We start from the raw sequence: 26808 nt of genomic DNA on the forward strand, positions 1-26808 counted from the left end.
ACACACCAGGCGACCAGTCGCCGTGTCAGACCATCATCTCTTTGGTTGCCGACAGGGTCACGTCGGGATAGTCCCGCTCGATCCGGTCAATGTCCCACTGAAGCCGCGTCAGATAGACCACATCGCCGTCATGGTCGTACGAAATGTGCTGCTTGTTGGCGTTGATGAATTTGTCGACCGCCGCGCGGTCGCCTGTCACCCAACGGGCGCTGGTGAATTGCGAGGCGTCAAAGCGCACCGGCAGGCCGTATTCCAGCTCGATCCGGCTGCCAAGAACCTCGAACTGAAGCGCGCCCACGACACCGACGACAAAGCCGGATCCGATCATCGGTTTGAAAACCTTGGCGGCGCCTTCCTCGGCGAATTGCATCAGCGCCTTTTCAAGGTGCTTGGCCTTCATCGGATCACCCGCGCGGACCCCTTGCAACAATTCCGGCGCAAAGCTTGGGATGCCAGTTACTTTCAGCGCCTCGCCTTCGGTCAGCGTGTCGCCGATGCGCAGCTGGCCGTGGTTGGGAATACCGATGATATCGCCAGCCCAGCCTTCCTCGGCCAGTTCGCGGTCCGAGGCGAGGAACATCACCGGGTTGGAAATCGCCATGGGTTTTTTCGTGCGCACATGAGTCAGCTTCATGCCGCGCAAGAAATGCCCCGAGGCCAGCCGGACAAAGGCCACGCGGTCGCGGTGCTTTGGGTCCATGTTGGCCTGCACCTTGAAGACAAACCCGGCGACCTTGGTTTCTTCGGGGGCGATGTCGCGAGGCGTCGCCTTTTGCACCTGCGGCTCGGGGCCATAGGTGCCGATCCCGTCCATCAATTCCTTGACGCCGAACGAGTTGATCGCGCTGCCGAACCAGATCGGGGTCATATGTCCTTCGAGAACGGACTGCGGGTTCAGCTCGGGAAGCAGCTCGCGCGCCATCTCGACCTCTTCGCGCAGCTGCGTCAGCAGGGCTTCGGGGATGTGCTTTTCCAGCTCAGGATCATCAAGGCCGTTGATCTGGATCGATTCCGCCACCACGTTGCGGTCGGCGCGGTCCATCAGTTCCAGACGGTCGTTCAGCATGTCATAGCAACCAAGAAAATCCCGGCCCATGCCGATTGGCCAGCTGGCCGGGGTCACGTCGATCGCCAGATTTTCCTGAATTTCGTCGATGATCTCAAAGACGTCGCGCGCCTCGCGGTCCATCTTGTTGCAAAAGGTCAGGATCGGCAGATCGCGCAACCGGCAGACCTCGAACAGTTTTCGGGTCTGGCTTTCGACGCCCTTTGCGCCGTCGATCACCATGACAGCGGCGTCCACGGCGGTCAGCGTGCGATAGGTATCTTCCGAGAAATCCGAGTGGCCGGGGGTGTCCACCAAATTGAAGCGGAACGTCTTGAAATCAAAGGACATCGCCGAGGCGCTGACGGAAATGCCCCGGTCTTTTTCCATCTGCATGAAGTCCGAGCGCGTGCGCCGAGCTTCGCCCTTAGCGCGCACCTGTCCAGCCATCTGAATGGCGCCGCCAAACAGAAGGAATTTCTCGGTCAGAGTCGTCTTGCCCGCGTCCGGGTGCGAGATGATCGCAAAGGTCCGGCGGCGGGCGATTTCGGCGGGCAGGTCTGGGCGGTTCGTCATGAGCGCTGCGTTACCCTGAAATTTGGCGATGCACAATCCACGGGCGGCGGTCGGGATGTCGTTAGCGATCCGGTGCGGCGATGGCATCGGGGGAACCCGGGCCCGCCGTGCCGCGTTTCATCAGGAAAGGAGACACGTTATGCCAAACCCGTCGATCAAGAACGAAGACCAGTACGAGGCGCTGCGCGACAAAGGCATGTCCAAGGAAATGGCAGCGCGGATCAGCAATGCACAGGCCAACGACGACATGAGCCCGTCGAAAAAAGGCGGCAAGGCGCAGCCATACGAAGACTGGACAAAGGATGATCTTTACGACCGCGCCAAGGAAATCGGCATCGAAGGGTGCTCGGAGATGTCCAAGGATGAGTTGATCGCGGCGCTGCGGGAAGGCTAGACCAGCTTAGCCGCCCGATGACTTTCGCAGGATATCTGCGGCGTCCGGGCGGGCCAGCAGGGTTTCCTGCACTTCGATCCCGCGATGGGCGGACCCCGCGTGGCCGGGGATCAGCTCGGACAGCTTTTCGTTCAGCTCCTCGGGCAGAACCGCCGAGGTGCGGGTATCGACCAACATGCTTTCTGCGGCGATGCCCTCGGCATAGATGATCTGGTGGCTGTCAAACAGCATCTGGTAGTAGTCGACAAAGCCCCCGGTCAGGCGCGTGATGGTGTCGCCGTTGACCAGATGGCGGGCGCGGACCAGCAGTTCGGCGCGGCCCGCTCCAAGGCGGTCCTGCCGTTGATAGATGAACAGGCGAAAGTCCGGCGAAACGACCAGATCGCGGGTGTTGTTCAGCGTGCCTTGGCGGATACTGATCGGGGCAAAGGCTCCGACGGCCCGCACGGTCTGGTGGCCGATCCAGCGGATTTCCTGAATGCCGGCATCGCGGGTCAGAACCTTGTCTCCGATCCTGATCTCTTCGACCGGTTTCTGCGCGCCCGAGGCCATGGTGATCGCGGTGCCCTTGGTAAAGGACACACAGGCGACCTGGGCAAAGCGGTGCAGGGCATTGTCTCGGTTCACGCCGACCAGGACGTAATCGGCCTTGGGGGTCATCGGCGCCAGCGGCAGGATGTAGATCTGCGCGACATTTCCATCGCCGTCGGTTTCCACCAGCACAAGGCATTCGGTGGTCGCGCCATCGCCGCTCATGAAGGTGACGCAGCAGTCCAGATGCAGGTCTGCACCGGGGGTGCCGCCTTCGCTGTCCTCGGCGATCGTGAAGGGCGACGTGGCGGCGTTGATCACCCCCAGCCTGATCGTCGCTGACAGGGGGGAAAGTCGATAGACATCGTCCATGATCAGCTCATCGGCAAAGCCGAGCGCATCCCCAAGGTTGGCCCCGTTGATCACGCGCAGGTATTCTGCCCGGTAAACAGGCAGGCTCTGGCTGGGACGTTGGGCTTCGGATTGGGTCATGTTTGGGCCAAAAGGGGACACACTGCTGGTGCAAAATCAAGCGGAACCCCCATTGTATGCAAGGGGAATGTGTCATCATATGGCCCCGCATTCGGCCTTTTACCGGCCAATGGCGGCGAACAAAGCATCGAGGAGAGAGCAATGGATCTTGGAATTCGCGGGAAACGTGCGCTGGTTTGCGCATCCAGCAAGGGTCTGGGCCGGGGCTGCGCCGAGGCATTGGCCGAAGCGGGCGTTGATCTGGTGATGAACGCACGCGGCGCCGAGGCGTTGGAAGAGACCGCACAGACGATTCGCGACCGCTATCAGGTGCAGGTGACAACCGTTGCCGCCGATATCGTCAGCGAAGAGGGCCGCGCCAAGGTGCTTGAGGCGGCGGGCGATGTCGACATTCTGGTGACCAACGCCGGCGGCCCGCCTCCGGGCATGTGGAGCGACTGGACCCGGGACGACTTCATCAAGGCGCTGGACGGCAACATGCTGACGCCGATTGCCCTGATGACGGCGCTCATGCCCAAGATGATCGACAAGGGCTGGGGCCGGGTGGTCAACATCACCTCGCAATCGGTCAAGGCGCCGATCGCGGTGTTGGGCCTGTCGAATTCGGCGCGCACCGGTCTGACCGGATACGTCGCGGGCACGTCGCGGCAGGTGGCGCCCTTCGGCGTTGTGGTGAACAACCTCTTGCCGGGCATTCATGCAACCGACCGGGCGGTTTCGCTGGATACCGGCGTGGCGCAGCAGCAGGGCATTTCGCTGGACGAAGCCAAGGCGCAGCGCGAACAGACCATTCCGGCGCGCCGCTATGGCACGCCGCAAGAGTTTGGCAACATGTGCGCCTATCTGTGTTCGCAACATGCGGGCTTTATCGTCGGGCAGAACATCCTTCTGGATGGCGGCGCGACCTTGTCGACCATGTAAACCGATGGCGCGCGGGCCGGATGGCAAAGGCGGTGGCGCCGGGTTTTCGTTGGCGGATCAACTGTTCAATTTGGCCAGCATCGGCGATCTGGCCCGCGATTACGCGGTTCTGCCGGGGTTTGACCCCGAAGGCTTTGTGGCCGAGGTGGTCGTCGGCCTTGAAGGGCGCGGGTTGCTGGAACGGCTTGACTGGATCGCCGATTGCCTTGAGCCGCGCCTGCCGGACAGCTTTCCGGCCATGGCCGAGGCATTGGAGGCCGCGATGCCGCCGCCTCTGGACCCGGGGCTGACCGACAATGACTTTGGCCGCTTCATTCATGCTGTGCCGGGGATTTTGGCGGTGCGGCATGGGCTTGCGGCGCATCACGCGCGGGCGCTGGACCTGCTTTATGCCGCCACCCAGCGTTTTTCCATGGAGTTCTACATCCGCCCTTTCCTGAACAGTTGGCCGGAAGAAACGCTGGCGCGGCTGGAAGATTGGGCGCGCGATGACAACTATCACGTGCGGCGTCTGGTGAGCGAAGGCACGCGGCCAAAACTGCCCTGGGCGCGCAACATCACGCTGGACCCGGCGGTGCCCTTGCGGTTTCTGGATGTGCTGCACGGGGATGGCACGCGCTATGTCACGCGCTCGGTGGCCAATCACATGAACGATCTGTCCAAGGTGATGCCCGATGTGGTGGTGGCGCGGTTGCGCGACTGGCGCGAGCAGGCGTTGCAGGATCCTCGCGAGATGGGCTGGATGACCCGCCACGCCCTGCGCACAGCCGTGAAGCGCGGCGAACGCGGCGCCTTGGATCTGCTGGGTTATCGCACCGGTGAGGTCGCAGCGACGGTGACTATTGCGCAAGACCGCGTGGCCATCGGCGAGAGGCTGCATTTTTGCGTCGACGTGACAGCACAAGAGGATCTGCCGTTATTGGTCGATTACCGATTGCGCTTTGCCCGGCCCAAGGGCGCGGCAGAAAAGGTGTTCAAGCTGAAGGCCGTCAAGGCCAAGGCAGGCGCGCCCGTCGTTCTGGAAAAGACCCACCATATGAAAGGCGATGCGACAACCTTTCGCCTGCATCCCGGGACGCATGCGGTGATTGTTCAGATCAACGGGCAGGACGTGGCCGAAGCGCCGTTTGAATTGACCGAAGGCGCGGCTGGGTAAATCACATTCCTTCTGCGGGTTTACGCAGCCTTTGAAGCGGTCAGGCTTTGGCCCATTTTGCTTCCAGCTTGTCCAGCGCCTTGATACGCTCTTCGGTCTTGGGGTGGGACATGAGCCATGCAGGCACCGCGCCACCACGCGACTGCGTGAGACCTTCAAGCTTGCGGAACAGTGAACGCTGCGGCTCGACCCCGATCCCGGATTTGACCAGCAACGCGGCGGCGTATTCGTCCGCCTCATATTCATCCGAGCGCGACAGCCGCGCGGCCAGCAACGAGGTCAGACCATTGGCAATTGCAACGCCAATGCCCGGCAAAAAGCGCGACAGCACCATGGCGAGCGCCGTGCGCAGGGCGTTCTGACCGGAAAAGTCGATCATTCGTCGGCGCGAATGACCAAGCGCCACATGCCCCAGTTCATGCGCGATGACGCTGGCCAGTTCCTCGGCGGTGACTTCGCCGGACCGGTAGCGGGCGAAAAAACCGCGGGTGATGAAGATGCGCCCATCGGGGGCAGCAAGGCCGTTGACCGGCTCAATCTCGTAGATGTTCACGCGAATGCGCGGCAGGCCCAACGCGGCGGCCATGCGGTCGGTCAGCTGTTTGAGCTTGGCATCGGCCAGTTCCGTGGACTTGGCGTCCAGTTCCTTGCCCGTCCGCCATGCGGAAAAGTGGTACATGACAAAGGCATAGGCCAGGGCAAGCAGGATGGGGGTAAACTTCAGCATAAGGGGAATATGGGGCGCGGAGGAGCGAAGGAAAAGGGGGCGACAGGATCGTTGAGCAAAACACCTTGGCAGACGTGTGTGATGCCGGTCGAAAGCGCGCGAAAATCAAACCGGGGCGTGCCGGCAGTTTATTGCAGGGGATTTTCTCAGGGGATCAGTTTGCGCGGATACACAAATACAAACGACCGTTCTGCGCTTTCATTCGCTAACTTTTCACTTGGGATCTTGCCACCTGCACCCTTACGCTGGTTCGAAAAAGAGGAAGACCATGCTCACACCATTTGAGCCCGCCCAAACGACCTATTCCGGACCCGAAAGCGACCCTGCGCGCTGGAATTCGTTCGAGCCACGAGCCGGGGATATCGTAGTCAACACGCCGCCGAAATCAGGTACGACATGGACGCAGGGCATTCTTGCCATGCTCATTTCTGGGCAGCCGGATGTGGACGCCCAGACCTCGATGAAAAGCCCGTGGATCGATATGAAGCTGCGCCCTCTTGAAGATGTGCTCGCCCGTCTGGCCGCGCAGGATCATCGGCGGCAGGTGAAATCGCATACACCCTTCGATGGGCTGCCCTACTGGAGTGAGTTGCGCTACATCACGGTCTACCGCAATCCGATCGATGTGCATTTTTCATTCCGCAACCATGTGCGCAATATGAACATCGATTTGGTCGATGCCCTCTATCCGGACGATCCGTCCGAGAGCTTTCGTATCTTTCTGCGAGGCGATCACGGGGAAGGCTCGCTTGCCGGCGTCGTCAACCATTACACCCAGACATTGGCGCGCGAAGATCGGGGCAATTTGCTTCGTCTCCACTATGCCGACATGACGCGCGATCTTGCGGCAGCGGTGGCAAAGATTGCAGACCATGTCGGGATTACGCACCCGCCAGAGCTGATGGCGGCAATCGTGGACGCCGCGCGTTTCGACAGCATGAAGGCCAACGCGCACCGCTTTACGCCGTCCGCCGGGCAAGGGTTCTGGAAGGCCGATGCCGGGTTTTTCGACAGCGCGACGTCCAACAAATGGGAGGGTCAGCTGACCAAGGACGATCTCGCGGCCTACGATGCGGCGATTTCGGACCTTCTGACGCCTGAAGAACGCGTCTGGCTCGAATGGGGCTCGGCCGGGGCTACGGCGGCATAACGCGCCGCAATGGCAGCATACCAGACATGTTCGGGCCAGTCATGAAAACGCCCCCGCAGGTTTCTGCGAGGGCGTCTTTGCGGTCAGGGGAACAGGCCGGTCAGCCGAACATATCGCCAAAGGCGCCGCGATAAAGCGCCGCGAGATCAGCCAGCGGCGCTTCGGAGCTGCCCATGCGGACCGTGTCGCCGGTGAACTTGCCCACCGTCGTTATCGGCACACCGGCTTTGGCGGCGGCGCCCATCAACGCTTCGGCCTGATCGAAGTTGCAGGCCACAAGGTAACGCGCCTGATCTTCACCAAACAGGGTCGGGGTATCCGAGGCATCCAGATGCACACCGACGCCCGAGGCTTCAGCCATTTCAAAGGCCGCCATGGCCAGACCGCCATCCGACAGGTCGGTGCAGGATTTGATCAGCGCACGATTGTCGCGGATGAAATCGCCGTTGCGACGCTCGGCCTGCAGATCGACATGGGGGGCGTCACCGTCCTGGCGGTTGAACACCTCGGCCAAAAGGGCTGATTGGCCCAGATGCCCGGTGGTTTCGCCCACCAGCAGGGCCACATGGCCGTCGCGGGCATAGTCGAGGATCGGTTCTTCGCCCGCCGCGATCAGACCCACGGCGCCGATGGTCGGTGTCGGCAGGATGCCCTGACCGTCGGTTTCGTTATAAAGCGAGACGTTGCCCGAGACGATCGGCATGTCCAGCGCGATGCAGGCCTGTCCAATGCCGTCCAGCGCGCCGACGAACTGGCCCATGATGGCGGGCTTTTCGGGGTTGCCGAAGTTCAGGTTGTCGGTGGTGGCAAGCGGTTTGGCCCCAACGGCGCTGAGGTTGCGGAACGCTTCGGCGACCGCTTGTTTGCCGCCCTCGACCGGGTTGGCACGCACATAACGCGGGGTGACATCGCTGGTGAAGGCCAGCTTCTTGTCGGTATCGGCGACGCGGATCACGCCAGCGCCAAAACCGGGGATGCGCACGGTGTCGCCCATCACCTGACTGTCGTATTGCTCGTACACCCATTCGCGCGAACAGTAGTTCGGCGAGGAGATCAGCGCGCGCAGCCCGCCGATGGGATCGATCTGCGGCACGTCTTCCAGCGGGGCGGCGGGGGCGGTGGGCTCCCATGGGCGATCATATTCGGGCGCCGAGGAGGACAGGCGCGACAGCGGCATGTCGGCTTTGATGTCGCCGTTATGGACGATGAGAAAGCGATCTTCGGGCAGGGTTTCACCAACGATGGCAAAGTCGAGATCCCATTTGTCAAAGACGGCCTTGGCCTCGGCTTCTTTGGCCGGGTCCAGGACCATAAGCATGCGTTCCTGCGATTCCGACAGCATCATCTCGTAGGCGGTCATGTTGGCTTCGCGCTGGGGGACCTTTTCCAGATCGAGCCGGATGCCGAGCTTGCCCTTGTCGCCCATTTCCACGGCCGAGCACGTCAGGCCGGCCGCGCCCATGTCCTGGATAGAGATGACAGCGCCGGTCCGCATCAGCTCCAGCGTGGCTTCCATCAGGCGCTTTTCGGTGAAGGGGTCGCCAACCTGAACGGTGGGGCGCTTTTCCTCGATGGTCTCGTCAAACTCGGCGCTGGCCATGGTGGCCCCGCCAACGCCGTCGCGGCCGGTCTTGGCACCAAGGTAGACAACCGGGCGGCCAACGCCGCTGGCCGCCGAGTAAAAGATCTTGTCGGTATCGGCCAGACCTGCGGCAAAGGCGTTCACAAGGCAGTTGCCATTGTAGGCAGGATCGAAGCGGACCTCGCCGCCCACGGTCGGCACGCCAAAGCAGTTGCCATAGCCGCCGACACCTTCGACGACGCCATGCACCAGTTGCCGGGTCTTGTAATGGTCTTTCTCGCCAAAGCTGAGCGAGTTCATCGCCGCGATGGGACGCGCACCCATGGTAAAGACGTCGCGCAAAATGCCGCCCACGCCGGTCGCCGCCCCCTGATAGGGTTCGATATACGAGGGGTGGTTGTGGCTTTCCATCTTGAAGACCACGGCCTGCCCATCGCCAATGTCCACGACACCGGCATTCTCGCCCGGCCCGCAGATGACCTGGGGCCCGGTTGTCGGCAGGGTCTTCAGGTGGATCTTGGAGCTTTTGTAGGAACAATGTTCGTTCCACATGGCCGAGAAGATGCCCAGTTCGGTAAAGGTGGGCTCTCGGTTCATGATGCGCAGGATCTCGGCGTATTCGTCCGGCTTGATGCCGTGTGCTTCGATCAGCTCTGGTGTGATGGCAGGTTCTTGCATGTCGTCCCCACGTGTGGCGTCGGGCGCTCTTTACGACATGGGCGGGCAAGGGGGAAGTGTTTGCGGAAGAATTGTACGGTGAGGGGGATGTGTATTCCGCTCAAGCTGCCGCGGGATTGACCGGGCCTGTCAAAGCGGGTTCAGATGCCCGGGCGCGCGATGGCAAGGAAGCTTATGCAGATATTCGACAATCCATATCAGGGGCAGGGGATGGCGATGCCGGATATTCCGGCGCCCAGCACCGACAATCAAACTCCGTCCAGGCTGTTGGAGCAATGTCCCGCACATGGCACGACCCCGATGATTGACGCCGCGGGGCTGGCGCAGCGTCTGGGGGTTGCCCGAGTATACGTCAAGGATGAACGCGCCCGTATGGGGCTGGGCAGCTTCAAGGCGCTGGGGGCGGCCTATGTGATTGCCCATGAGGCCGTGCAGTCCGGAGGGGATCTTGCTACTGCGCTGACCGGGCGGTGCTATGTGACGGCCAGTGCAGGGAACCACGGGTTGTCGGTGGCGGCAGGGGCGCGCATCTTTGGCGCGCGCGCCGTGGTCTATCTGTCCGAAACCGTGCCCGAAGGATTTGCCGCAAGGCTGCGCGCCAAAGGGGCCGAGGTTTTGCGCGCCGGTCACGACTATGAGGCCAGCATGCAGGCTGCCTTTGAGGGGGCAGAGCAAAACGGCTGGACCTTGCTGAGCGATTCCTCTTGGGAAGGCTATACCGATCTGCCGTATAGGCTGATGGAGGGGTATCTGCGTCTGGCCGAGGAATGCACCCAGCAGATGGACACGCCGACGCATATTCTGTTGCAGGCCGGGGTTGGCGGGCTGGCGGGGGCCTGCGCGGGCTTCTTCCGCAAAGTCTATGGCGCTGGGCCAAGGATCATCGTGGTTGAACCAGACGCCGCGCCTGCGCTCTATGAAAGCATTCAGGCGGGCCATGCGGTTGAAACCCATGGTCCGGTGTCCTCGATGGGGCGGCTGGATTGCAAGGCGCCTTCGCTGATCGCGTTGAAGGGGCTGTCGAAGGACGCCAGCGCCTTTGCCCTGATCACCGAACGCGAAGCGGCGCAGGCCATGCCCGTTCTCATGGCCGAGGGGCTGGAGACGACGCCCTCGGGCGGGGCGGGGCTGGCGTCGGCCCTTGCGGACCCGGCGGCGCTGGGCCTTGGGCCGGACAGCCGCGTTCTGGCGATCCTCAGCGAAGAACCCGAAGCATGAGAGGGTTCGAGCGGTCCGAATATGAAATGCGGCTGACGCGCGCGCAGGACGGCATGTCGCGGGCCGGTCTGGGCGCGCTGCTGCTGACCACCGAAGCCGAGATTCGCTATTTCACCGGCTATCTCACCCGCTTTTGGGAAAGCCCGTCACGGCCATGGTTCCTTGTGATCCCGGCGCGGGGCAAACCGGTTGCCGTGATCCCTTCGATTGGTGCGGCGTTGATGGCCAAGACATGGGTCGAGGATATCCGCACCTGGTCATCGCCCGATCCGCAGGATGATGGGATCAGCCTTTTGGCCGATACGCTGCGCGAGGTGACGGGCGCCGGGCATGTCGGTATGCCCATGGGGCGCGAAAGCGTGTTGCGCATGCCCATGAACGATTTCAACCTGCTTGAGGCCGAGCTTGGCACTTTGGCGATAATCGACGATGGCGGCTTGGTGGCAGCCTTGCGCGCGGCGAAATCCCCGGCTGAGATCGCCAAGATCCGGCAGGCGTGCCAGATCGCCGGACGCGCCTTTGACCGGGTGCCGGAGATTGCCACGCCCGGTGTGCCTTTGGCGCAGGTGTTCCGGCAGTTTCAGAGCCTTTGTCTGGACGAGGGGGCCGATTGGGTGCCCTATCTGGCAGGTGGTGCCGGGGCGCTGGGCTATGACGATGTCATCTCGCCCGCCACCGACACGCCCTTGCAGGCAGGAGACGTGCTGATGCTGGACACCGGGCTGGTGTTCGACGGCTATTTCTCGGACTTTGATCGCAACTGGGCGCTGGGCCGCGCGGACCCCAAGGCGCTTGACGCCTGGCACCGCTTGCAAGAGGCGACGGCGGCGGCGCGCGACATTGCCCGCCCCGGCACCACGGCCGCGGAATTGTTCCATGCCATGCACAGGATCGTTGGCGGAGGCGAGGCCGGGCGTTTGGGGCATGGCCTGGGGATGCAGCTGACCGAAGGGCTGTCGCTGATCCCCGGCGATCATACGGTCTTGCAACCGGGAATGGTGATCACACTTGAGCCGGGCATCGCCTTGGATGGCGGCGGGATCATGGTGCACGAGGACGTCTTTGCCGTCACTGACTACGGCGTGGATCAACTGTCGCCGCCCGCTGCGCCCGATCTGCCGGTGATCTCATGACGCAGATCTTTCCCTTTACCCTTGGCCCAAGCCTTGGCCAGCGCGCCAAACTGGGGCTGGTCGTGTTGCAATCGGACGAAACGATCGAGCATGATTTCCGGCGTTTGGTGCCGGAGTCCGGGGTATCCCTGTTCGTTTCACGCATTCCTTCGGCGCCCGAGGTGACCAGTGACACCCTGGCCCAGATGGAGGCGCTGATGCCCGATGCCGCAGGTCGGCTGCCCCGCCCGATCGGCTTTGACACGGTAGGCTATGGCTGCACCTCGGGCACTTCGGTCATCGGAGCGCAGAAGGTGGCCGATCTGGTGCGCGAGGGCTGCGCGACCCGCGCGGTTACAGAACCCGTGTCAGCCCTGATCGCCGCCTGCGAGGCGCTGGAGATCAGCAATCTTGCGCTGTTGTCGCCCTATCTTCCCGATGTGTCAGAGGGCCTGCGCCGGGTGCTCAAAGCGGCCGGAATCGCCACGCCGGTTTTCGGCACCTTCAACGAGGCCGAGGAAACCCGGGTCGCCCGCATCGACGGCGAGTCGCTGTTGGCGGCGGGCCGGACGCTCGCAGCGCAGGGAGGGGCGCAGGCAGTGTTCCTGTCCTGCACCAATTTGCGCACGCTGGATATCATCGCGCGGTTGGAGGACGAGACCGGCCTGCCGGTGTTGTCCAGCAATCAGGTTCTGGCGTGGCACATGCTGCGGCTGTCCGGGATCACCGATGCCATTCCGGGCTACGGGCGGCTTCTGACGCTTTAAGCCTGTTCTTCGCTGACGATCAACGGGGCCGCCATCGGCGCACCGGACGCGTCGAAGAACGGTGTCCGGCGTCCTGCCCCCGACAGTTTCGCCAGCGCCGCCCGCCACAAAAACGAGACGACGGTCACGGCCAGGCCCTTGGCCTGGACCGCGCCCTTGGCCGATCCAGTGTTGACCCGCGCCCGGATCGGGCCAAAGCCTTGCCCCCCGGCGGGCAGGACGAGGCCGACAAACGGTAGCGCGGGGCTGTTCAGCGTGTTGCCGATAGGCGATTTGCAGCAGTCCGCGTACCAGCGCAGCAATCCATCGGGGCGCAGTCTCAGGCACTTAAGATGCGCATCGCCTTTGAGGAACCGGAGATTTGCAGGGGTGGTCTGGAAAATCTCGGTGCCGCCCTGCGCGTCCAGATAGGTCTCGTCAGTGCCAAGGTGGCGGGCGTAAGCCTGACAGTCGTTGCAGTAGCAGGCCAGATGCGTGCCTGTGGCCTGCGGCTCAACCTGCCATTGCACCGACCCACATTTGCAACTGAGTGTACGGTCCACTGTCATGCCAAGCCTCCGAGGTTTCTGGAGTCGATTCTACCCGAGTGGAGCCGGTGGCAATACCAAAAAAAAGGCCGAGCAAAAAGCTCGGCCGTAGTCCAACAGGGAGGTATGAAGATGCTGCGCCAATCAGCGCTTCATCATCCATGTGCCAAATATTGCATCAAGAATGATTCAATCAAGGATAATCATGCCGCAAGTGCAGCATTGCCGGTATGCGTGATATGCATGCCACACCCGTTAAAGTAGATTTCAGTCCGCCCCCATCGCCTTCCGGGATCGCCGGTGCGCGATAATTTCTTCCTGAACGAAGTCGCGGAACGCGGCTACGCGCTTGGATTGTCGCAACTCTTCGGGGTAGGCGAGGAAGACGGGCACTTCGGTGGACTCAACATCTGGTAGAACCCGCACCACATGCGGGAAGTCCTCGATGATATAGTCGGGCAGCACGCCGATCCCCAGATTTGACAGGACGGCCTGAAGCACGCCGAAATAGTTGTTGACGGTCAAGGTCGCCTGAATGTCATAGGTCATAAGCTCTTGAACCAGTTGCATGCCGGCGCTGACCTGGGCCGATTTGATGTTCTGAGAGATCAACCTGTGTGTGCTGATTTCTTCCATCGAATGTGGCGTGCCATGCGCCTCGAGATACTCGGGCGAAGCATAGAGCCGCATCTTTACGGTCATCAGACGCTTGCGCACCAGATCAGCCTGGCTTGGTTCCTTCATGCGGATGGCGACGTCGGCCTCGCGCATGGGGAGGTCAAGCACACGCTCTTCCAGCATCAGGTCGATGTTCAGATCTGGAAACTTTTCGTAGAGCTTGGTCAGACGCGGCGCCAGCCAAAGCGCGCCGAACCCATAGGTCGTGGTGACGCGCAATTCGCCAAAGACTTCTTCTTCGCTGTCGCGAATCCGCGCGGTGGCGGCGTCGATCCGTTTCAGCATGGATTGGGTGGCGTCGAACAGCAGTTCGCCCTGTTCGGTCAGAATCAATCCGCGTGCATGTCGGTGGAAAAGCGTGGTGTTCAGCGATTCTTCGAGCGCGCGAATCTGCCGTGAAACCGCGGACTGCGACAGGTGCAGCGCATCCCCGGCATGGGTCAGGCTGCCGGCGTCCGCAACCGCGTGAAAGATTCTAAGCTTGTCCCAGTCCATAATGACAACATCTTTCCTTTTGAGGCGGCACTGATGAAACGAATGACTAAATCAATGCCATCTTATTGTAACTGGTGAAAAACACAAAAAATTCGCTGTTCAGGTCAGCTTTTATGACCTAACTTTGGTCTATACTGCCGAAATATTCAGCGTTGGGAGGCGCCGATGAGCTCGCACCAGATTTCACTGAACGACCGTTTCGATCTTTCCAAAGAGCAGGTGCTGTTGAACGGCACTCAGGCGCTTGTCCGGCTCATGCTGATCCAGAAAATGCGTGATGCCGCGGCCGGGCTGAACACCGCAGGCTATGTGACAGGCTATCGCGGGTCGCCGCTTGGCGCGGTTGATATACAGATGCACCGGGCCGAGAAGATCCTGACCGAAGCGGATATTCTGTTTCGCGAAGGGCTGAACGAAGATCTCGCCGCGACCGCCCTATGGGGTAGCCAGCAGGCCGAACTGCGCGGCGAAGGCAAATTCGACGGGGTCTTTGGCCTGTGGTACGGCAAGGGGCCGGGGGTGGACCGCTCAGGCGATGTGATGCGCCATGCCAATATGGCGGGCACTTCGCCGAACGGCGGTGTGATCATGGCCATGGGGGATGACCATACCGGCGAAAGCTCGACCGTGCTGCACCAATCGGAATGGGCGCTGGTCGATGCCTATATGCCGGTCGTCTCCCCCGCTGGTGTGCAGGAAATCATGGATTATGGCGTTTACGCCTATGCGCTCAGCCGCTTTGCCGGTGTCTGGGTTGGCCTGAAGACGATGAAAGACACGGTGGAGGCGACAGCCGTGGTCGATGGCCGCCCTGATCGCATGAAGCTGGTGGTGCCCGAGTTCGACATGCCCGAGGGTGGGTTGAACATCCGCCTGATCGACACGCCCACCGCGCAGGAAACGCGGATGATCGACTACAAACGCTTTGCCGCCGAGGCGTTTTCCCATGCCAACAAGATGGACAAACGGGTCTGGGGCAAACCGGGGGCCAAGATCGGGTTTGTTTCGGCGGGCAAGAACTGGCTCGACCTGCTGCACGCCCTGTCGCTGCTTGGGATCGACGAGGCCGAGGCCGAGCGGCTGGGCATCACCACCTACAAGGTCGGGCAGGTGTTTCCGCTGGACATGAAGGGTTTTCACGATTGGGCCGAGGGGCTGGACCTGATCGTCATCGTCGAAGAAAAGCGCAAGCTGATCGAAGTGCAGGTCAAAGAAGCGATCTTTGATGACCGGCGCGGGCGGCGCGTCTATGGCTGGTACAAGGGCGGATCAGGGGCGCTGCACCGCGAAGAGCTGTTCCCGACGCGCGGCGCGCTGGATCCGGTCTGGATCGCCCGCAAGCTGGGCGACATCCTGATCGAGGAAGGCCGCGGCACTGATGGTGTGAAGGCCGGGCTGCAAGCTATTGAAGATGCAACCAAAGCGGACAACGCCGAAGAAATCGCGGCGCGCATTCCCTACTTTTGTTCCGGCTGTCCGCACAATTCCAGCACCAAGGTGCCCGAGGGCAGCCGCGCTTATGCCGGGATCGGCTGCCACTATATGGCGCAGTGGATGGACCGTTCGACCATCGGCTTTACCCATATGGGCGGCGAAGGCGCGAATTGGATCGGCGAGGCGCCATTCTCCAAGCGCGGGCATGTGTTCCAGAACCTTGGCGACGGAACCTACAACCATTCCGGCGTGCAGGCGATCCGCGCGGCGCTGCTGAACAACACGCATATCACCTACAAGATCCTCTACAACGACGCGGTTGCAATGACGGGCGGGCAGCCCAACGAAGGCGGTTTGTCGCCCGAACGGATCGCTGCCGAAGTGGCGGCAATGGGCGTTAAGAAAATCGCCGTAGTCTATGATGAGAAAGAGGAAATCGATCTCAAGGGGTATCCCTCGGGTGCCGAATTGCACGAGCGGGCCGAACTGGACCGGGTGCAAAAGGAACTGGCCGATTTCGACGGCGTGTCGGTGCTGCTGTATATCCAGACCTGCGCGGCGGAGAAGCGGCGTCGGCGCAAGCGCGGCAAGTTCCCCGACCCGGATCGCCGCGTCTTTATCAACACCGATGTCTGCGAAGGCTGCGGCGATTGCGGGGTGCAGTCCAACTGCGTTTCGATCGTGCCGATCGAGACCGAGCTTGGCCGGAAGCGGGCGATTGACCAATCCAGCTGCAACAAGGATTTTTCCTGCCTCAAGGGGTTCTGTCCGTCCTTCGTGACGCTCAAGGGAGCGACGATCAAGAAACCCACGACCAAATCGCTGGACCTGCCAAATCTGCCGACCCCGGACCTGCCAAAGATCAAGGGCACACATAATCTGGTGATCACGGGCGTTGGCGGCACGGGTGTTGTGACCATCGGTGCGGTGCTGGCGCAGGCGGCGCAGATCGACGGCAAAGGCGCCGCGATGATGGAGATGGCCGGCCTCGCACAAAAGGGCGGTGCGGTGCACATCCATCTGAGGCTGGCGGAAAAGCCTGACGATATCTCGGCTGTGCGCGTTGCAACAGGCGAGGCCGATGCGCTGATCGGCGGCGACCTTGTGGTCTCGGCAGGTGCCAAGACCCTTGGCCTGATGACCACGGGCCGCACCGGCGCAGTGGTCAACAGCCACGAAATCATCACCGGGGACTTTGCCCGAAATACGGAATTCTCATTGCCTGTCGACAGGTTGGAGCTTGCTCTTCAAGCGCGGCTGCAGGACCGTCTCAGCCTGTTTGACGCCTCGGAACTGGCCAAGACGCTGCTGGGGGATTCGATCTTTTCCAACATGATGATCCTTGGCGCGGCCTGGCAAAAGGGGCTGGTTCCGTTGACCCATGAGGCCATTTTCGAAGCGATTGCGCTGAATGGCGCGGCGGTGGAAAAGAACCAGCGCGCCTTTGAGATGGGCCGTTGGGCCATGGTGCATCCGGATGAAGCGGCGGCGATGGTGTCGCCCAGTGTCGTTCAGCTTCCCAAATCGCTGGAGGACAAGATCGCCTTCCGCGCCAATCATCTGGTCAAGTTTCAGGGCAAACGGCTGGCCAAGCGTTATCGCAAGCTGGTGGACGGGATCAGCGACGCCCGCCTGCGCGAGGCGGTGGCCAAGGGTTATCACAAGCTTCTGGCCTACAAGGACGAATACGAGGTCGCGCGTCTGCACCTTGAGACCGTCGAAAAGGCCAAACAGCAGTTCGATGGGGATTTCGAGGTGTCCTACCATCTTGCCCCGCCGATCCTGTCCAAAGAAGGCTCGGACGGGCGCCCGCTGAAAAAGGAATACGGCGCGGGGATGCTGCGCGGGTTCAAGCTGCTGGCGCGGATGAAGCGCCTTCGGGGAACACCTTTTGACCCCTTTGGCCGCTCGGAAGAACGCCGGATGGAGCGCGCCTTGATCAAGCAATATGAGAAAGACATGGCGGAATGGCTGCCCAAGGCGGGGCCAGACCGGATGGACGCGCTTGTGGCCCTGGCCGAATTGCCCCTGCAGATCAGGGGGTTTGGCGCGGTCAAGCAAGCGAATGAGGCCAAGGCGGCAAAGCGGCGCGAAGAACTGCTGGGCGCGCTGCGTGCCGGGCCAGCCCCAATGAAGCAGGCCGCTGAATAGCGGCCTGTCGGCTTCCCTGTCAGAAAACCTTTATCTCTGCGTTACATCCTCTCGCCATGACGGGGAAACAGCGTTAAAAGCTGCGCACTGATTATGAGGACCATGGCGATGCCACAGAGGCGTCAGGTTGCCCGCGACATATCCTACAGCTACTCGGCCACGACGCGGGGCGGGAAGGCGGTGATACGCCTGATGGAGAATGCCACGGGCCGTCTGTCCTTGATGAAACGCGCGCAGGGTTATGAGACCGAGATCGCCGAGGGGCGCGATTTCTGGCAGGTTATGGTGGAACGCTACGGCCTTGGGCTTGAGGTGATGGCGGGGCATCTGGATGACATTCCGAAGGACGGGCCGCTGATCGTCATTGCCAACCACCCCTACGGCATTCTCGATGGGCTGATGATGGGGCATATCCTGTCGGTGGTGCGCGGTGATTTCCGCATTCTCGCCAACAGCGTCTTTCGCAAGGCTGAGGATCTGAACAAGGTGATCCTGCCGGTCGATTTCGACGGCAGCAAAGAGGCACTGCGCCTGAACCTCGAAACCCGCAAGGCCGCGCTGGACTATCTGGGGCAGGGCGGGTGCATCGGGATTTTCCCGGGCGGCACGGTGGCGACTGGCGCTACACCCTTCGCGCGCCCGATGGATCCCGGCTGGCGCACCTTCACCGCCAAGATGATCGCCAAATCCGGTGCGCGCGTGGTGCCGATCTATTTTGACGGCCATACCTCGCGGCTGTTCCAACTGGCCAGCCACTTGCACAGCACCCTGCGCATGGGCCTTTTGATCAAGGAATTCCGCAAACGTGTGGATACACCGGTGCGGGTCTCCATCGGCCAACCCATCGCGCCCGAGCAGATCGCCGCAAGAGCCAGGGATGCGCGCGCGCTTATGGATTTCCTTAGAAAAGCGACGTATGAGTTATCCCCAATCCCGCTCAAATCCTATGAGTACGGGTTTGAGTTCGAGGAAAAACAAAAGAGCGGCGATGAGCCGCCTCGGCGCATATATTGAGTGGCAGGAGCCTGAACCATGGCAGTTGGCGTTTTCGATTCGGGCCTTGGCGGCCTCACGGTACTGGATGCAGTCAGCAAGCGGCTGCCGGATGTCCCCTTTGCGTATTTCGCGGACAGCGCTCATGCGCCTTATGGCGTGCGCGATGCGGATGACGTTTACAACCTGACCTGCGCCGCGACCGAACGGCTTTGGGACGAAGGCTGCGATCTGGTGATCCTCGCCTGTAACACGGCCAGCGCCGCAGCGCTGCGGCGGATGCAGGAAAGCTGGATTCCGCGTGACAAGCGGGTACTGGGCGTCTTTGTCCCGCTGATCGAGGCGCTGACCGAACGCCAGTGGGGCGACAACTCGCCTCCGCGCGAAGTGGCGGTGAAACATGTGGCCTTGTTTGCCACGCCCGCCACCGTGTCCAGCCGCGCCTTTCAGCGCGAACTGGCCTTCCGCGCGATTGGGGTCGATGTGGAGGCGCAGGCCTGCGGCGGTCTGGTCGATGCCATCGAAGAGGGCGACATGATCCTGGCCGAAGCGCTGGTGCGCTCGCATGTGGACGCGCTGAAACGCAAGATGCCAAAGCCCGAGGCGGCCATTTTGGGCTGCACCCACTACCCGTTGATGCAAGAGATATTCCAGGATGCCCTTGGCGCGGAGGTGGATGTCTACAGTCAGGCCAATCTGGTGGCCGAGTCGCTGGCCGACTATCTGACGCGCCATCCGGGAATGCTGGGCAGCGGCACCGACAGCTGTTTTTTGACCACCGGCAACCCCGAGAAAGTCTCGCGGCACGCGACACAATTCTTGCGTCGCAAGATTGAATTTTCCTCGGCCTGACAGGCCGCGATATTGGCGCGGGCCAAGGTCTTTGAAACAAGGCTCCGTTCAGCCCTTGGCCAACCGGAAACGATGGCGGCGCGTTGGGGACAATGAAGAGGATTGATCCCGGACCGCTGCGCCGATATAGCAACGGGCAATGAGACAACAGATGCTTGCCAAGACAGTCCGGTCCTTGCGACGATAACGCGCCAGCGCGGCACACGTCGCTTAGTCTTGGTTTTCCCTTGATCCCGGCGTTTTGGCCTGTCCCGGCGCCCCTCTACATTCAGGTTCTCACATGCCCCATTCCATCGCCATCATCGGCGCGTCCGGCTATACCGGCGCCGAGCTTGTCCGGCTGATTGCCACGCACCCGTCGTTTGAAATCAAAGCCCTGGCCGCAAATTCCAAGGCGGGGCAGAGCATGGCTCAGGTGTTTCCGCATCTGCGCCATCTGGATCTGCCGGATCTGGTGACATGGGAACAGATCGACTTTGACCAGATCGACCTGTGCTTCTGCGCCCTGCCGCACAAGACCAGTCAGGAAGTGATCTCGCAATTGCCGACGTCTGTGAAGATCGTTGATCTGAGCGCGGATTTCCGGCTCCGCGATCCTGCGGAATATGAAAAGTGGTATGGCAACAAACATGCTGCCATCGAAATGCAGAAAGAGGCGGTCTACGGGCTGACTGAGTTCTACCGCGCCGAAATTTCCAAAGCGCGGCTGGTGGCGGGCACCGGATGCAACGCGGCGACCGGTCAGTTCATTCTGCGGCCGTTGATTGCGGCCGGGGTGATTGATCTCGATGAGATCATCCTTGATCTGCAATGTGGCGTGTCGGGGGCAGGACGGTCCTTGAAAGAGAACCTGCTGCATGCCGAACTGTCCGAGGGGACAAATGCCTATTCGGTCGGCGGCACGCACCGGCATCTGGGCGAATTCGATCAGGAATTCAGCGCCATTGCCGGACGCGAGGTGAAAATCCAGTTCACGCCGCATCTTGGACCGTTCAACCGGGGCATTCTGGCGACGGCCTATGTGCGCGGGGATGTATCGGCGGTGCTGGAGACGCTCCAGAGCGCTTATGCTGAGGAGCCGTTTGTCGAGGTTCTCCCGATGGGCGAAACGCCGAGTACGCACCATGTGCGCGGCTCGAATTTTTGCCATATTGGTGTGGTTTCCGACCGTATCTCCGGGCGGACCATCGTGGTGGCGGCCCTGGACAATCTGACCAAGGGCAGTTCGGGGCAGGCGGTGCAGAACGCCAACCTGATGCTCGGCGAAGATGAGACGGCAGGCCTGATGCTTTCGCCTTGCTTTCCTTGATCCAAAGGGGCGCCTGAGGCGCACAGGTTGGTATGCGTTCAGGCCACGCAGGCCTTGGGGGCAAGCCCCCAAACCCCAGCCTGCGACTGGGTAAGTCCAAGCCTGAGACCGTTCGGGCGGAGCTTCGGGCGCGGCAAATCGCGCGGGGGCTTCGTTTCGTATTCTGAATCGCTTATATAGGTTTGGAACAACGCGTCGATTGCAGGAGGCCTCGGATGGCTTTGAAGTCGCTGAAAAAGAAACGCCGGATGCAGGTGATTGCACTGGCCTCGGTTGCCCTGATCGTCTCCACCGGTTTGATCGGCTATGCCATGCGCGACGGGATCAACTTTTTTCGCTCGCCGAGTCAGGTTTTCGATTCGCCCCCGAGCCCGTCTGAAACGTTCCGTATTGGCGGGCTTGTGGAAGAGGGATCGTTGGTGCGCGGGCAAGGCCACGAGATCCGCTTTAGCGTGACCGACGGCGGCGCGACCATTCCGGTGGTTTATACCGGTGTGCTGCCCGATCTTTTCGCCGAAAATCAAGGCATGGTCGGCACTGGGCGCTATGTGAATGGCACCTTTGAAGCGCATGAAATCCTTGCGAAACACGATGAAAACTACATGCCGAAAGAAGTTGTCGACGCGCTGAAAGAGCAGGGCGTTTACAAAGAGCCGGGCAGTTAGGCTTTCGGCAGCAGCAAGGTGGCGCTCAGGCCGCCTTCGGGGCGGTTTTCCAGGCTCAGGGCACCGCCGGATTGTTGCGCAAATCCCTTTACGGACGAAAGGCCAAGCCCGGGGCCCTGACCAACCGCTTTGGTTGTAAAGAAGGGCTCGGCCAGCATCGGCAAAGATTCCGCGTCCACTCCGGGCCCGTCGTCCTCGATCGTGATCGCCAAATAGGGCGGGGCGGATTCCGGCGCGCCGTCGGTTCCGGGGCGTTCGTTGACTACGCGGGACTTCAGCCAGATCGTGCCGCGCCCTTTCAGGGCATCCTGCGCATTCAGGCAAAGCTGTATCAAAACGGTGTCCAGCATGTCCCGGTCTGCAAAGACGGCAAAGTCGGGATCCTGTACCTCTGAATGCAGGGTAATGCCGCGATCCAGAAGGTCGTTCAGCAATGACGTCATGTGCGCATGCAGGCAGGAGGCCTTGAGAGCGACTGGACGCAAACGCGCGCGTCCGCTTGTGGCCAGCAACTGGCGCACGGTCATTGCTGCGCGCTGCGCGGCCAGTTGGGCATCATGGACCGCGCGGTCACGCTCCTTTTCGTCCATTACGGCGCTGTACAGCTCCAGATTTCCAAGGATTGCGGTCAGGATGTTGTTGAAATCATGCGCGACGCCGCCGACAAACTGGGTCAACGCACGGGCCTTTTGCGATTGCGCATAGCGCATCTGCGACGCGCGCAGCGCCTTGTTATGTGCCTGCTGTCCCAGAATGGCGCGATAATAGTAGGTCAACACGGCCAGACAGGCAAAGCTTGCGGCGGCGAGCTGGTAGATACCTTCCATTCGGGGCGCCAGAACGACGAACAAGACGATAATGGCAAAGGTAAATTGCACCGCATCGGATGCCGCAAGGATGGTATCAACATCGCCTCGGTGAAAATTGTAAAGCAGCAGTCCGACCAAGCCAATCGTCCCGACGAAGACATATGCCGTGCCTTCCAGCGTGATCAGGTAGAGCGGACAGGCAAGGAAAATGAGAGCCGAGATATTGTACAGCGCAAGGCAGACCACGAATTGCAGTTCACGGTTGCTCTTGGGTTTGACATGAAGAGCGACCGCAAAGACGAATTCGGCAAGAAGGTAGGCCGCGATCCAGTACAGGAAAAAGGCATTCCGCGTCGCGAGAAAAACCAGCGTTATGGAAATTGTAACAAGGACATAGCGAAACGCCGCCTCTGCCCAGGAACCAAAGTCTGCGCGCCGTAGTTTTTCAATTTTGGCGTCGACCGAATTGCCAAACATATGGTCCGTTCAAATCACTTAACTATTAGCCAGTTAAGCTACGCGCAAAACTTCCATTTGGGAAGAAAAACCGGAGGGTGGGTCCTTTGGGATGGCAATTACGGGGGCAGGCGTTTGGGGGCCACCACACCGGCGGCCCCTACGCAGTCTTATTTCAGGATCGACCGGCCTGCGTATTCGGCGGTCTCGCCCAGCAGCTCTTCGATGCGGATCAACTGGTTGTATTTGGCGAGCCGGTCCGACCGAGCCAGGCTGCCGGTCTTGATCTGACCGCAGTTGGTGGCAACCGCGAGATCGGCAATGGTTGCGTCCTCGGTTTCGCCAGAACGGTGCGACATGACGTTGGTCATGCGGGCGCGGTGTGCCATGTCAACGGCGCGCAGGGTTTCGGTCAGCGTGCCGATCTGGTTGACCTTGACCAGCATGGAGTTGGCGCAGCCGCTCTCGATCCCCATGGCAAGGCGCGCAGGGTTGGTGACGAACAGATCGTCGCCGACCAGCTGGATTTTTTCGCCCAGAACCTCGGTCAGGGTGCGCCAGCCGTCCCAGTCATCCTCGGCGCAGCCATCTTCGATCGAGATGATCGGGTAGTCGCTGCACAGCGCTGCAAGGTAGGCGACGTTTTCATCGGATGTCAGCGATTTGCCTTCGCCTTTCATCTCGTATTTGCCGTCCTTGAAATATTCAGTCGAGGCGCAGTCGAGCGCGAGGTAGATGTCTTCGCCCGGTTTGTAGCCGGCCTTTTCGATGGACTGCAGGATGAAATCCAGCGCTTCGCGGGTCGAGGCGATATTGGGGGCAAAGCCACCTTCGTCGCCGATGCCGGTGGACAGGCCCGCGGCGGACAGCTCTTTTTTCAGGGTGTGGAAAACTTCCGATCCCATGCGCACGGCGTCACGGATGTTCGTGGCGCTGACCGGCATGATCATGAATTCCTGAATGTCGATCGGGTTGTCGGCATGTTCGCCGCCATTGATGATGTTCATCATCGGGACGGGAAGCACGCGGGCCGAGGTGCCGCCGACATACCGGAACAGCGGCTGGCCAGTGAAGTCCGCGGCGGCCTTGGCCACGGCCAGCGACACACCAAGGATGGCGTTGGCGCCAAGGCGGCCTTTGTTGTCGGTGCCGTCGAGTTCGCACATCGCCATATCGATGGCGACCTGTTCGGTAGCGTCGTAGCCAAGGATCGCCTCGGCAATCTCGCCGTTCACGGCGGCGACGGCTTCCAACACGCCTTTGCCCATGTAGCGCGACTTGTCACCATCGCGCTTTTCGACGGCCTCGTGCACGCCGGTAGAGGCGCCAGAGGGGACAGCGGCGCGGCCCATGGTTCCGTCTTCGAGGGTGACGTCGACCTCGACGGTCGGGTTGCCCCGGCTGTCCAGAATTTCGCGGGCGTGGATGTCGATGATGGTGCTCATGGGGTCGGTCCCTTTGGCGATTAAATTTGCTGCTGTCATATCAGGCATGGCGAGAATGTAAACAATTCCGTTAACGCTAACGGAGCCTTGTGGCAGGGGGTTGCGCTAACGATCGCCGCTAACGGCGACACGGGCGAGCCGCCTTTCGCGCAGGAAACTGTAAAGCCCGGCGCCAAGGATCAGCGCACCGCCGACCAAGGTCCAAGTGTCTGGCCAAACACCGAAAACCACGATGCTCAGAAGGGTCGCAAAGATCAGCCGCGTGTAGCGAAAGGGCGAGACGATCGAAGCCGGTGCCATGCGCATGGCGGTTGTGATCGACAGATATCCGGCGGTGGTCACAAAGACCGCGCCTAGAATGAACCACAGCGTTGCCGGATCGGTTGTCAGGGGCCTTTCGGCCATGGCCAGCAGGATCAGCCCCGGAATGATCGTGGCCATGAACCCCCATGTGGAGATCGCCAGCGCCGGGACATGCAGGGGTGACAGCCGGGTGACCAGATCGCGGGCCGACAACGCGGTGATGCCCATGACTGCGAAAAGCTCCCAGCCGGTAAAGCTGGCGCCAAAGGGGCGAATGACGATCAGCATGCCAATCAGCCCGACGATCACCGCCAGCCAGCGACGCCAGCCCACTTCTTCCCCGAGGAACAGCGCGGCGCCCATGGTCACGACCAGTGGCCCGGCCTGGGTAATGGCGGCGAAAACCGGCAACGATGTGTTGGCGACGCCGACAATCATGCCGACGGCGGCGACGATCTCAAGTGCGTTGCGCAGAAAGATCATCGGGTGCAGCGCGTCGGCCGTGAAGATCGCCACGCGCCGCAGCCTTGCCAGCAGGATGAACAGCAAGGTGCCGCCAACACTGAGCAGCAACATGGTCTGCCCGATCGAGGCAACCTGCGTCGACAGTTTGATGAAGGTATCCGTCCCGGCCAGGAGAGCCATGGCCAGGATCATCAGGAAAATAGCGCGAAGAGTGTCCAAATCAGGTGATCACATCCGGTTCGTTGCGGCCGGTGCGCGCCTTGATCTGCGCCAGTTCCTCGGCGGCGGCGATGACCTTGGACAATGCCGCTTGGGCGTCCATATCCAGCGCCTCGGTTTCCACGGTCTCGAGATAGACGCGCAACGTGGCGCCGACCGTGCCTGTGCCGGACAGGCGCAGCACGACGCGGGCACCGCCGTCAAAGCTGATGCGGATGCCCTGCTTGGCACTGCGCGAGCCGTCAATGGGATCGTCGTAGGCGAAATCATCTGCTGCGGTCACGGTCAGCCCCGCGACGCTTGTGCCGGGCAAGTCAGCCAAGCGGGCGCGCAGATTGTCCATCAAAGCGTTGGCCGCTTCGGCATCGACACCTTCGTAATCGTGGCGGGAATAATAGTTGCGCCCGTAGGTTTTCCAGTGATCGGCCATCAGATCGGCCACCGAAATCTGCCGCTTGGCGAGGATGTTCAGCCAGAACAGTACTGCCCAAAGGCCGTCCTTTTCGCGCACATGGTCGCTGCCGGTGCCTGCGCTTTCTTCCCCGCAGAGCGTTGCGCGGCCAGCGTCCAGAAGATTTCCGAAGAATTTCCAGCCGGTCGGGGTTTCAAAACATTCGATGCCAAGCGACTCGGCGACCCGGTCCACCGCCTTTGAGGTCGGCATGGAGCGTGCAACGCCTTTCAGACCACCCGCATAACCCGGCACCAGCGTCGCATTGGCCGCCAGGGCAGCAAGGCTGTCCGAAGGGGTGACGTAGATGCCGCGCCCTACGATCATGTTGCGGTCGCCGTCGCCATCGCTGGCCGCGCCGAAATCGGGCGCGTCCGGACCCATCATCTCATCGACCAGGGGTTTTGCCCAGATCGGGTTCGGGTCCGGGTGACCCTTGCCGAAATCGGTCGAGGGCACGCCGTTGATCACGCTGCCCGGCGCCGCGCCCAACCTGTCTTCGAGGATGGCCTTGGCATAGGGGCCGGTGACCGCATGCATGGCATCAAAGCGCAACCGAAAGCCGCCCGCGAACATTGCTTTGAGCGCCTCGAAGTCAAAGATCTGCTCCATCAACTCGGCGTAATCGGCGACCGGATCGACCACCTCGATGGTCATGCCGCCCAAGGTGCTTTCGCCGATGGCAGACAGGTCGATGTCTTGCGTTTCATAGATCAGGTATTCGCTGATCTGTTGCGTGGCGGCATAGATTTTTGCGGTGACGTTTTCAGGCGCGGGGCCACCATTGGCGGTGTTGTACTTGACGCCAAAGTCGCCCTCGGGGCCGCCGGGGTTGTGGCTGGCTGAAAGGATGATCCCGCCGTCTGCTTTGCGCTTGCGGATCAGGTTCGAGGCTGCCGGGGTCGAAAGCAGGGCGTTCTGCCCGACGATCACCTTGGCTGCGCCCGAGGCCGCGGCCATGCGCAGAACCACCTGCGATGCTTCGGTGTTGAAGTGGCGCCCGTCGCCGCCCAGCACAAGGGTCTTGCCCTGGACACCGCCGATGCCGTTCCAGATCGACTGGATGAAATTCTCAAGGAAGTGGTGCTTCTGAAACTCGGGTGTGGTCTTGCGCAACCCCGAGGTGCCGGGCTTTTGGCCCGCGATGGGCTGGGTGGCAACGGTCTGAATGCTCATGATGTTGGCCTCGGCTGTGCTGATAACGTTA

22 protein-coding genes are annotated in these 26808 nt (G+C 61.4%); 12 read left to right on the forward strand and 10 right to left on the reverse strand.

The features are described from left to right. Window positions 1-25: 25 nt before the first annotated feature. A complete protein-coding gene (locus ACOYQJ_RS01760) occupies window positions 26-1621 on the reverse strand; it encodes a peptide chain release factor 3 (protein WP_422904275.1) in 1596 nt (531 codons plus the stop codon). Window positions 1622-1760: 139 nt separating this feature from the next. Here ACOYQJ_RS01760 and ACOYQJ_RS01765 point away from each other — a divergent pair, with 139 nt between their 5' ends. Then, window positions 1761-2015, forward strand: a complete 255-nt coding sequence (locus ACOYQJ_RS01765) for a DUF7218 family protein (RefSeq protein ID WP_422904276.1) — start codon at window positions 1761-1763, stop codon at window positions 2013-2015. A 6-nt stretch (window positions 2016-2021) separates the two neighbouring features. Here ACOYQJ_RS01765 and ACOYQJ_RS01770 read toward each other — a convergent pair whose 3' ends face one another. Continuing rightward, window positions 2022-3038 (reverse strand): Hint domain-containing protein, encoded by a 1017-nt coding sequence (locus tag ACOYQJ_RS01770; protein ID WP_422904277.1) that lies wholly within the window; start codon window positions 3036-3038, stop codon window positions 2022-2024. Between the two features lie 141 nt (window positions 3039-3179). Between ACOYQJ_RS01770 and ACOYQJ_RS01775 the strand changes: the two genes are divergently transcribed. Both ACOYQJ_RS01775 and ACOYQJ_RS01780 read left to right on the forward strand, forming a co-directional pair. After that, window positions 3180-3959, forward strand: a complete 780-nt coding sequence (locus ACOYQJ_RS01775) for an SDR family oxidoreductase (protein ID WP_422904278.1) — start codon at window positions 3180-3182, stop codon at window positions 3957-3959. Between the two features lie 4 nt (window positions 3960-3963). Next, the gene (locus tag ACOYQJ_RS01780; protein ID WP_422904279.1) at window positions 3964-5115 is read left to right on the forward strand and encodes a YhaZ family DNA alkylation repair protein; all 1152 of its coding nucleotides are present in this window, start codon (window positions 3964-3966) and stop codon (window positions 5113-5115) included. 40 nt (window positions 5116-5155) lie between these two features. On the opposite strand, the gene ACOYQJ_RS01785 is transcribed toward ACOYQJ_RS01780, so the two are convergent. After that, window positions 5156-5842 (reverse strand): M48 family metallopeptidase, encoded by a 687-nt coding sequence (locus ACOYQJ_RS01785; protein WP_422904280.1) that lies wholly within the window; start codon window positions 5840-5842, stop codon window positions 5156-5158. Window positions 5843-6110: 268 nt separating this feature from the next. Here ACOYQJ_RS01785 and ACOYQJ_RS01790 point away from each other — a divergent pair, with 268 nt between their 5' ends. Continuing rightward, window positions 6111-6992 carry a sulfotransferase domain-containing protein gene (locus tag ACOYQJ_RS01790; RefSeq protein ID WP_422904281.1) on the forward strand — a complete coding sequence of 294 codons (882 nt, stop codon included), beginning with the start codon at window positions 6111-6113 and terminating at the stop codon, window positions 6990-6992. Between the two features lie 100 nt (window positions 6993-7092). Here ACOYQJ_RS01790 and purL read toward each other — a convergent pair whose 3' ends face one another. Further along, on the reverse strand, window positions 7093-9252 hold the full coding sequence (gene purL / locus ACOYQJ_RS01795; protein ID WP_422904282.1) for a phosphoribosylformylglycinamidine synthase subunit PurL: 2160 nt from the start codon (window positions 9250-9252) through the stop codon (window positions 7093-7095). Window positions 9253-9411: 159 nt separating this feature from the next. Here purL and ACOYQJ_RS01800 point away from each other — a divergent pair, with 159 nt between their 5' ends. Genes ACOYQJ_RS01800 through ACOYQJ_RS01810 form a run of 3 tightly spaced genes read left to right on the forward strand, consistent with a single transcriptional unit; the run spans window position 9412 to window position 12349 of the window. Further along, window positions 9412-10470 carry a pyridoxal-phosphate dependent enzyme gene (locus tag ACOYQJ_RS01800; protein WP_422904283.1) on the forward strand — a complete coding sequence of 353 codons (1059 nt, stop codon included), beginning with the start codon at window positions 9412-9414 and terminating at the stop codon, window positions 10468-10470. After that, window positions 10467-11603 (forward strand): M24 family metallopeptidase, encoded by a 1137-nt coding sequence (locus ACOYQJ_RS01805; RefSeq protein WP_422904284.1) that lies wholly within the window; start codon window positions 10467-10469, stop codon window positions 11601-11603. Before ACOYQJ_RS01800 ends, ACOYQJ_RS01805 begins: the two co-directional genes overlap by 4 nt. Beyond that, window positions 11600-12349, forward strand: a complete 750-nt coding sequence (locus ACOYQJ_RS01810; protein WP_422904285.1) for a maleate cis-trans isomerase family protein — start codon at window positions 11600-11602, stop codon at window positions 12347-12349. The genes ACOYQJ_RS01805 and ACOYQJ_RS01810 overlap by 4 nt, the downstream gene beginning before the upstream one ends. Here the strand turns inward: ACOYQJ_RS01810 and ACOYQJ_RS01815 are convergent. Next, on the reverse strand, window positions 12346-12897 hold the full coding sequence (locus ACOYQJ_RS01815; protein WP_422904286.1) for a DUF6151 family protein: 552 nt from the start codon (window positions 12895-12897) through the stop codon (window positions 12346-12348). The two genes, ACOYQJ_RS01810 and ACOYQJ_RS01815, sit on opposite strands and share 4 nt — an antisense overlap. A gap of 246 nt (window positions 12898-13143) precedes the next feature. After that, the gene (locus tag ACOYQJ_RS01820) at window positions 13144-14049 is read right to left on the reverse strand and encodes a LysR family transcriptional regulator (protein ID WP_422904287.1); all 906 of its coding nucleotides are present in this window, start codon (window positions 14047-14049) and stop codon (window positions 13144-13146) included. A gap of 165 nt (window positions 14050-14214) precedes the next feature. Here ACOYQJ_RS01820 and ACOYQJ_RS01825 point away from each other — a divergent pair, with 165 nt between their 5' ends. The 5 genes from ACOYQJ_RS01825 (at window position 14215) to ccmE (ending at window position 21453) form a co-directional block, all read left to right on the forward strand. Then, complete coding sequence (locus ACOYQJ_RS01825) at window positions 14215-17634, forward strand: indolepyruvate ferredoxin oxidoreductase family protein (protein ID WP_422904288.1); 3420 nt, start codon at window positions 14215-14217, stop codon at window positions 17632-17634. A gap of 108 nt (window positions 17635-17742) precedes the next feature. Continuing rightward, window positions 17743-18648: a lysophospholipid acyltransferase family protein gene (locus tag ACOYQJ_RS01830; protein ID WP_422904289.1), complete on the forward strand. Its 906-nt coding sequence runs from the start codon at window positions 17743-17745 to the stop codon at window positions 18646-18648. A gap of 18 nt (window positions 18649-18666) precedes the next feature. Further along, window positions 18667-19479 (forward strand): glutamate racemase, encoded by an 813-nt coding sequence (murI, locus tag ACOYQJ_RS01835; protein WP_422904290.1) that lies wholly within the window; start codon window positions 18667-18669, stop codon window positions 19477-19479. Between the two features lie 280 nt (window positions 19480-19759). Then, a complete protein-coding gene (argC, locus tag ACOYQJ_RS01840; protein WP_422904291.1) occupies window positions 19760-20788 on the forward strand; it encodes an N-acetyl-gamma-glutamyl-phosphate reductase in 1029 nt (342 codons plus the stop codon). Window positions 20789-21003: 215 nt separating this feature from the next. Next, window positions 21004-21453, forward strand: coding sequence for a cytochrome c maturation protein CcmE (gene ccmE / locus ACOYQJ_RS01845; RefSeq protein WP_422904292.1), 450 nt, complete (start codon window positions 21004-21006; stop codon window positions 21451-21453). Here ccmE and ACOYQJ_RS01850 read toward each other — a convergent pair. From ACOYQJ_RS01850 to ACOYQJ_RS01865, 4 genes are all read right to left on the reverse strand, one after another. After that, complete coding sequence (locus ACOYQJ_RS01850; RefSeq protein WP_422904293.1) at window positions 21450-22739, reverse strand: sensor histidine kinase; 1290 nt, start codon at window positions 22737-22739, stop codon at window positions 21450-21452. The genes ccmE and ACOYQJ_RS01850 overlap by 4 nt on opposite strands. Before the next feature lie 149 nt (window positions 22740-22888). Then, window positions 22889-24163, reverse strand: coding sequence for a phosphopyruvate hydratase (gene eno, locus ACOYQJ_RS01855; protein ID WP_422904294.1), 1275 nt, complete (start codon window positions 24161-24163; stop codon window positions 22889-22891). Between the two features lie 105 nt (window positions 24164-24268). Continuing rightward, complete coding sequence (locus ACOYQJ_RS01860) at window positions 24269-25150, reverse strand: DMT family transporter (protein WP_422904295.1); 882 nt, start codon at window positions 25148-25150, stop codon at window positions 24269-24271. Between the two features lies 1 nt (window position 25151). Next, the gene (locus ACOYQJ_RS01865; RefSeq protein ID WP_422904296.1) at window positions 25152-26777 is read right to left on the reverse strand and encodes an alpha-D-glucose phosphate-specific phosphoglucomutase; all 1626 of its coding nucleotides are present in this window, start codon (window positions 26775-26777) and stop codon (window positions 25152-25154) included. Window positions 26778-26808: the final 31 nt, after the last annotated feature.

The sequence above is a fragment of the Pacificoceanicola algae genome (genome assembly GCF_049341065.1).
Taxonomy (GTDB): Bacteria; Pseudomonadota; Alphaproteobacteria; order Rhodobacterales; family Rhodobacteraceae; genus Pacificoceanicola.

Excerpts from the sequence above, each read along its gene's own strand:
- ACOYQJ_RS01760 (WP_422904275.1), bottom strand. The coding sequence starts at position 1,621 with ATGACGAACCGCCCAGACCTGCCCGCCGAAATCGCCCGCCGCCGGACC.
- ACOYQJ_RS01765 (WP_422904276.1), top strand. The coding sequence starts at position 1,761 with ATGCCAAACCCGTCGATCAAGAACGAAGACCAGTACGAGGCGCTGCGC.
- ACOYQJ_RS01770 (WP_422904277.1), bottom strand. The coding sequence starts at position 3,038 with ATGACCCAATCCGAAGCCCAACGTCCCAGCCAGAGCCTGCCTGTTTAC.
- ACOYQJ_RS01775 (WP_422904278.1), top strand. The coding sequence starts at position 3,180 with ATGGATCTTGGAATTCGCGGGAAACGTGCGCTGGTTTGCGCATCCAGC.
- ACOYQJ_RS01780 (WP_422904279.1), top strand. The coding sequence starts at position 3,964 with ATGGCGCGCGGGCCGGATGGCAAAGGCGGTGGCGCCGGGTTTTCGTTG.
- ACOYQJ_RS01785 (WP_422904280.1), bottom strand. The coding sequence starts at position 5,842 with ATGCTGAAGTTTACCCCCATCCTGCTTGCCCTGGCCTATGCCTTTGTC.
- ACOYQJ_RS01790 (WP_422904281.1), top strand. The coding sequence starts at position 6,111 with ATGCTCACACCATTTGAGCCCGCCCAAACGACCTATTCCGGACCCGAA.
- purL (WP_422904282.1), bottom strand. The coding sequence starts at position 9,252 with ATGCAAGAACCTGCCATCACACCAGAGCTGATCGAAGCACACGGCATC.
- ACOYQJ_RS01800 (WP_422904283.1), top strand. The coding sequence starts at position 9,412 with ATGGCAAGGAAGCTTATGCAGATATTCGACAATCCATATCAGGGGCAG.
- ACOYQJ_RS01805 (WP_422904284.1), top strand. The coding sequence starts at position 10,467 with ATGAGAGGGTTCGAGCGGTCCGAATATGAAATGCGGCTGACGCGCGCG.
- ACOYQJ_RS01810 (WP_422904285.1), top strand. The coding sequence starts at position 11,600 with ATGACGCAGATCTTTCCCTTTACCCTTGGCCCAAGCCTTGGCCAGCGC.
- ACOYQJ_RS01815 (WP_422904286.1), bottom strand. The coding sequence starts at position 12,897 with ATGACAGTGGACCGTACACTCAGTTGCAAATGTGGGTCGGTGCAATGG.
- ACOYQJ_RS01820 (WP_422904287.1), bottom strand. The coding sequence starts at position 14,049 with ATGGACTGGGACAAGCTTAGAATCTTTCACGCGGTTGCGGACGCCGGC.
- ACOYQJ_RS01825 (WP_422904288.1), top strand. The coding sequence starts at position 14,215 with ATGAGCTCGCACCAGATTTCACTGAACGACCGTTTCGATCTTTCCAAA.
- ACOYQJ_RS01830 (WP_422904289.1), top strand. The coding sequence starts at position 17,743 with ATGCCACAGAGGCGTCAGGTTGCCCGCGACATATCCTACAGCTACTCG.
- murI (WP_422904290.1), top strand. The coding sequence starts at position 18,667 with ATGGCAGTTGGCGTTTTCGATTCGGGCCTTGGCGGCCTCACGGTACTG.
- argC (WP_422904291.1), top strand. The coding sequence starts at position 19,760 with ATGCCCCATTCCATCGCCATCATCGGCGCGTCCGGCTATACCGGCGCC.
- ccmE (WP_422904292.1), top strand. The coding sequence starts at position 21,004 with ATGGCTTTGAAGTCGCTGAAAAAGAAACGCCGGATGCAGGTGATTGCA.
- ACOYQJ_RS01850 (WP_422904293.1), bottom strand. The coding sequence starts at position 22,739 with ATGTTTGGCAATTCGGTCGACGCCAAAATTGAAAAACTACGGCGCGCA.
- eno (WP_422904294.1), bottom strand. The coding sequence starts at position 24,163 with ATGAGCACCATCATCGACATCCACGCCCGCGAAATTCTGGACAGCCGG.
- ACOYQJ_RS01865 (WP_422904296.1), bottom strand. The coding sequence starts at position 26,777 with ATGAGCATTCAGACCGTTGCCACCCAGCCCATCGCGGGCCAAAAGCCC.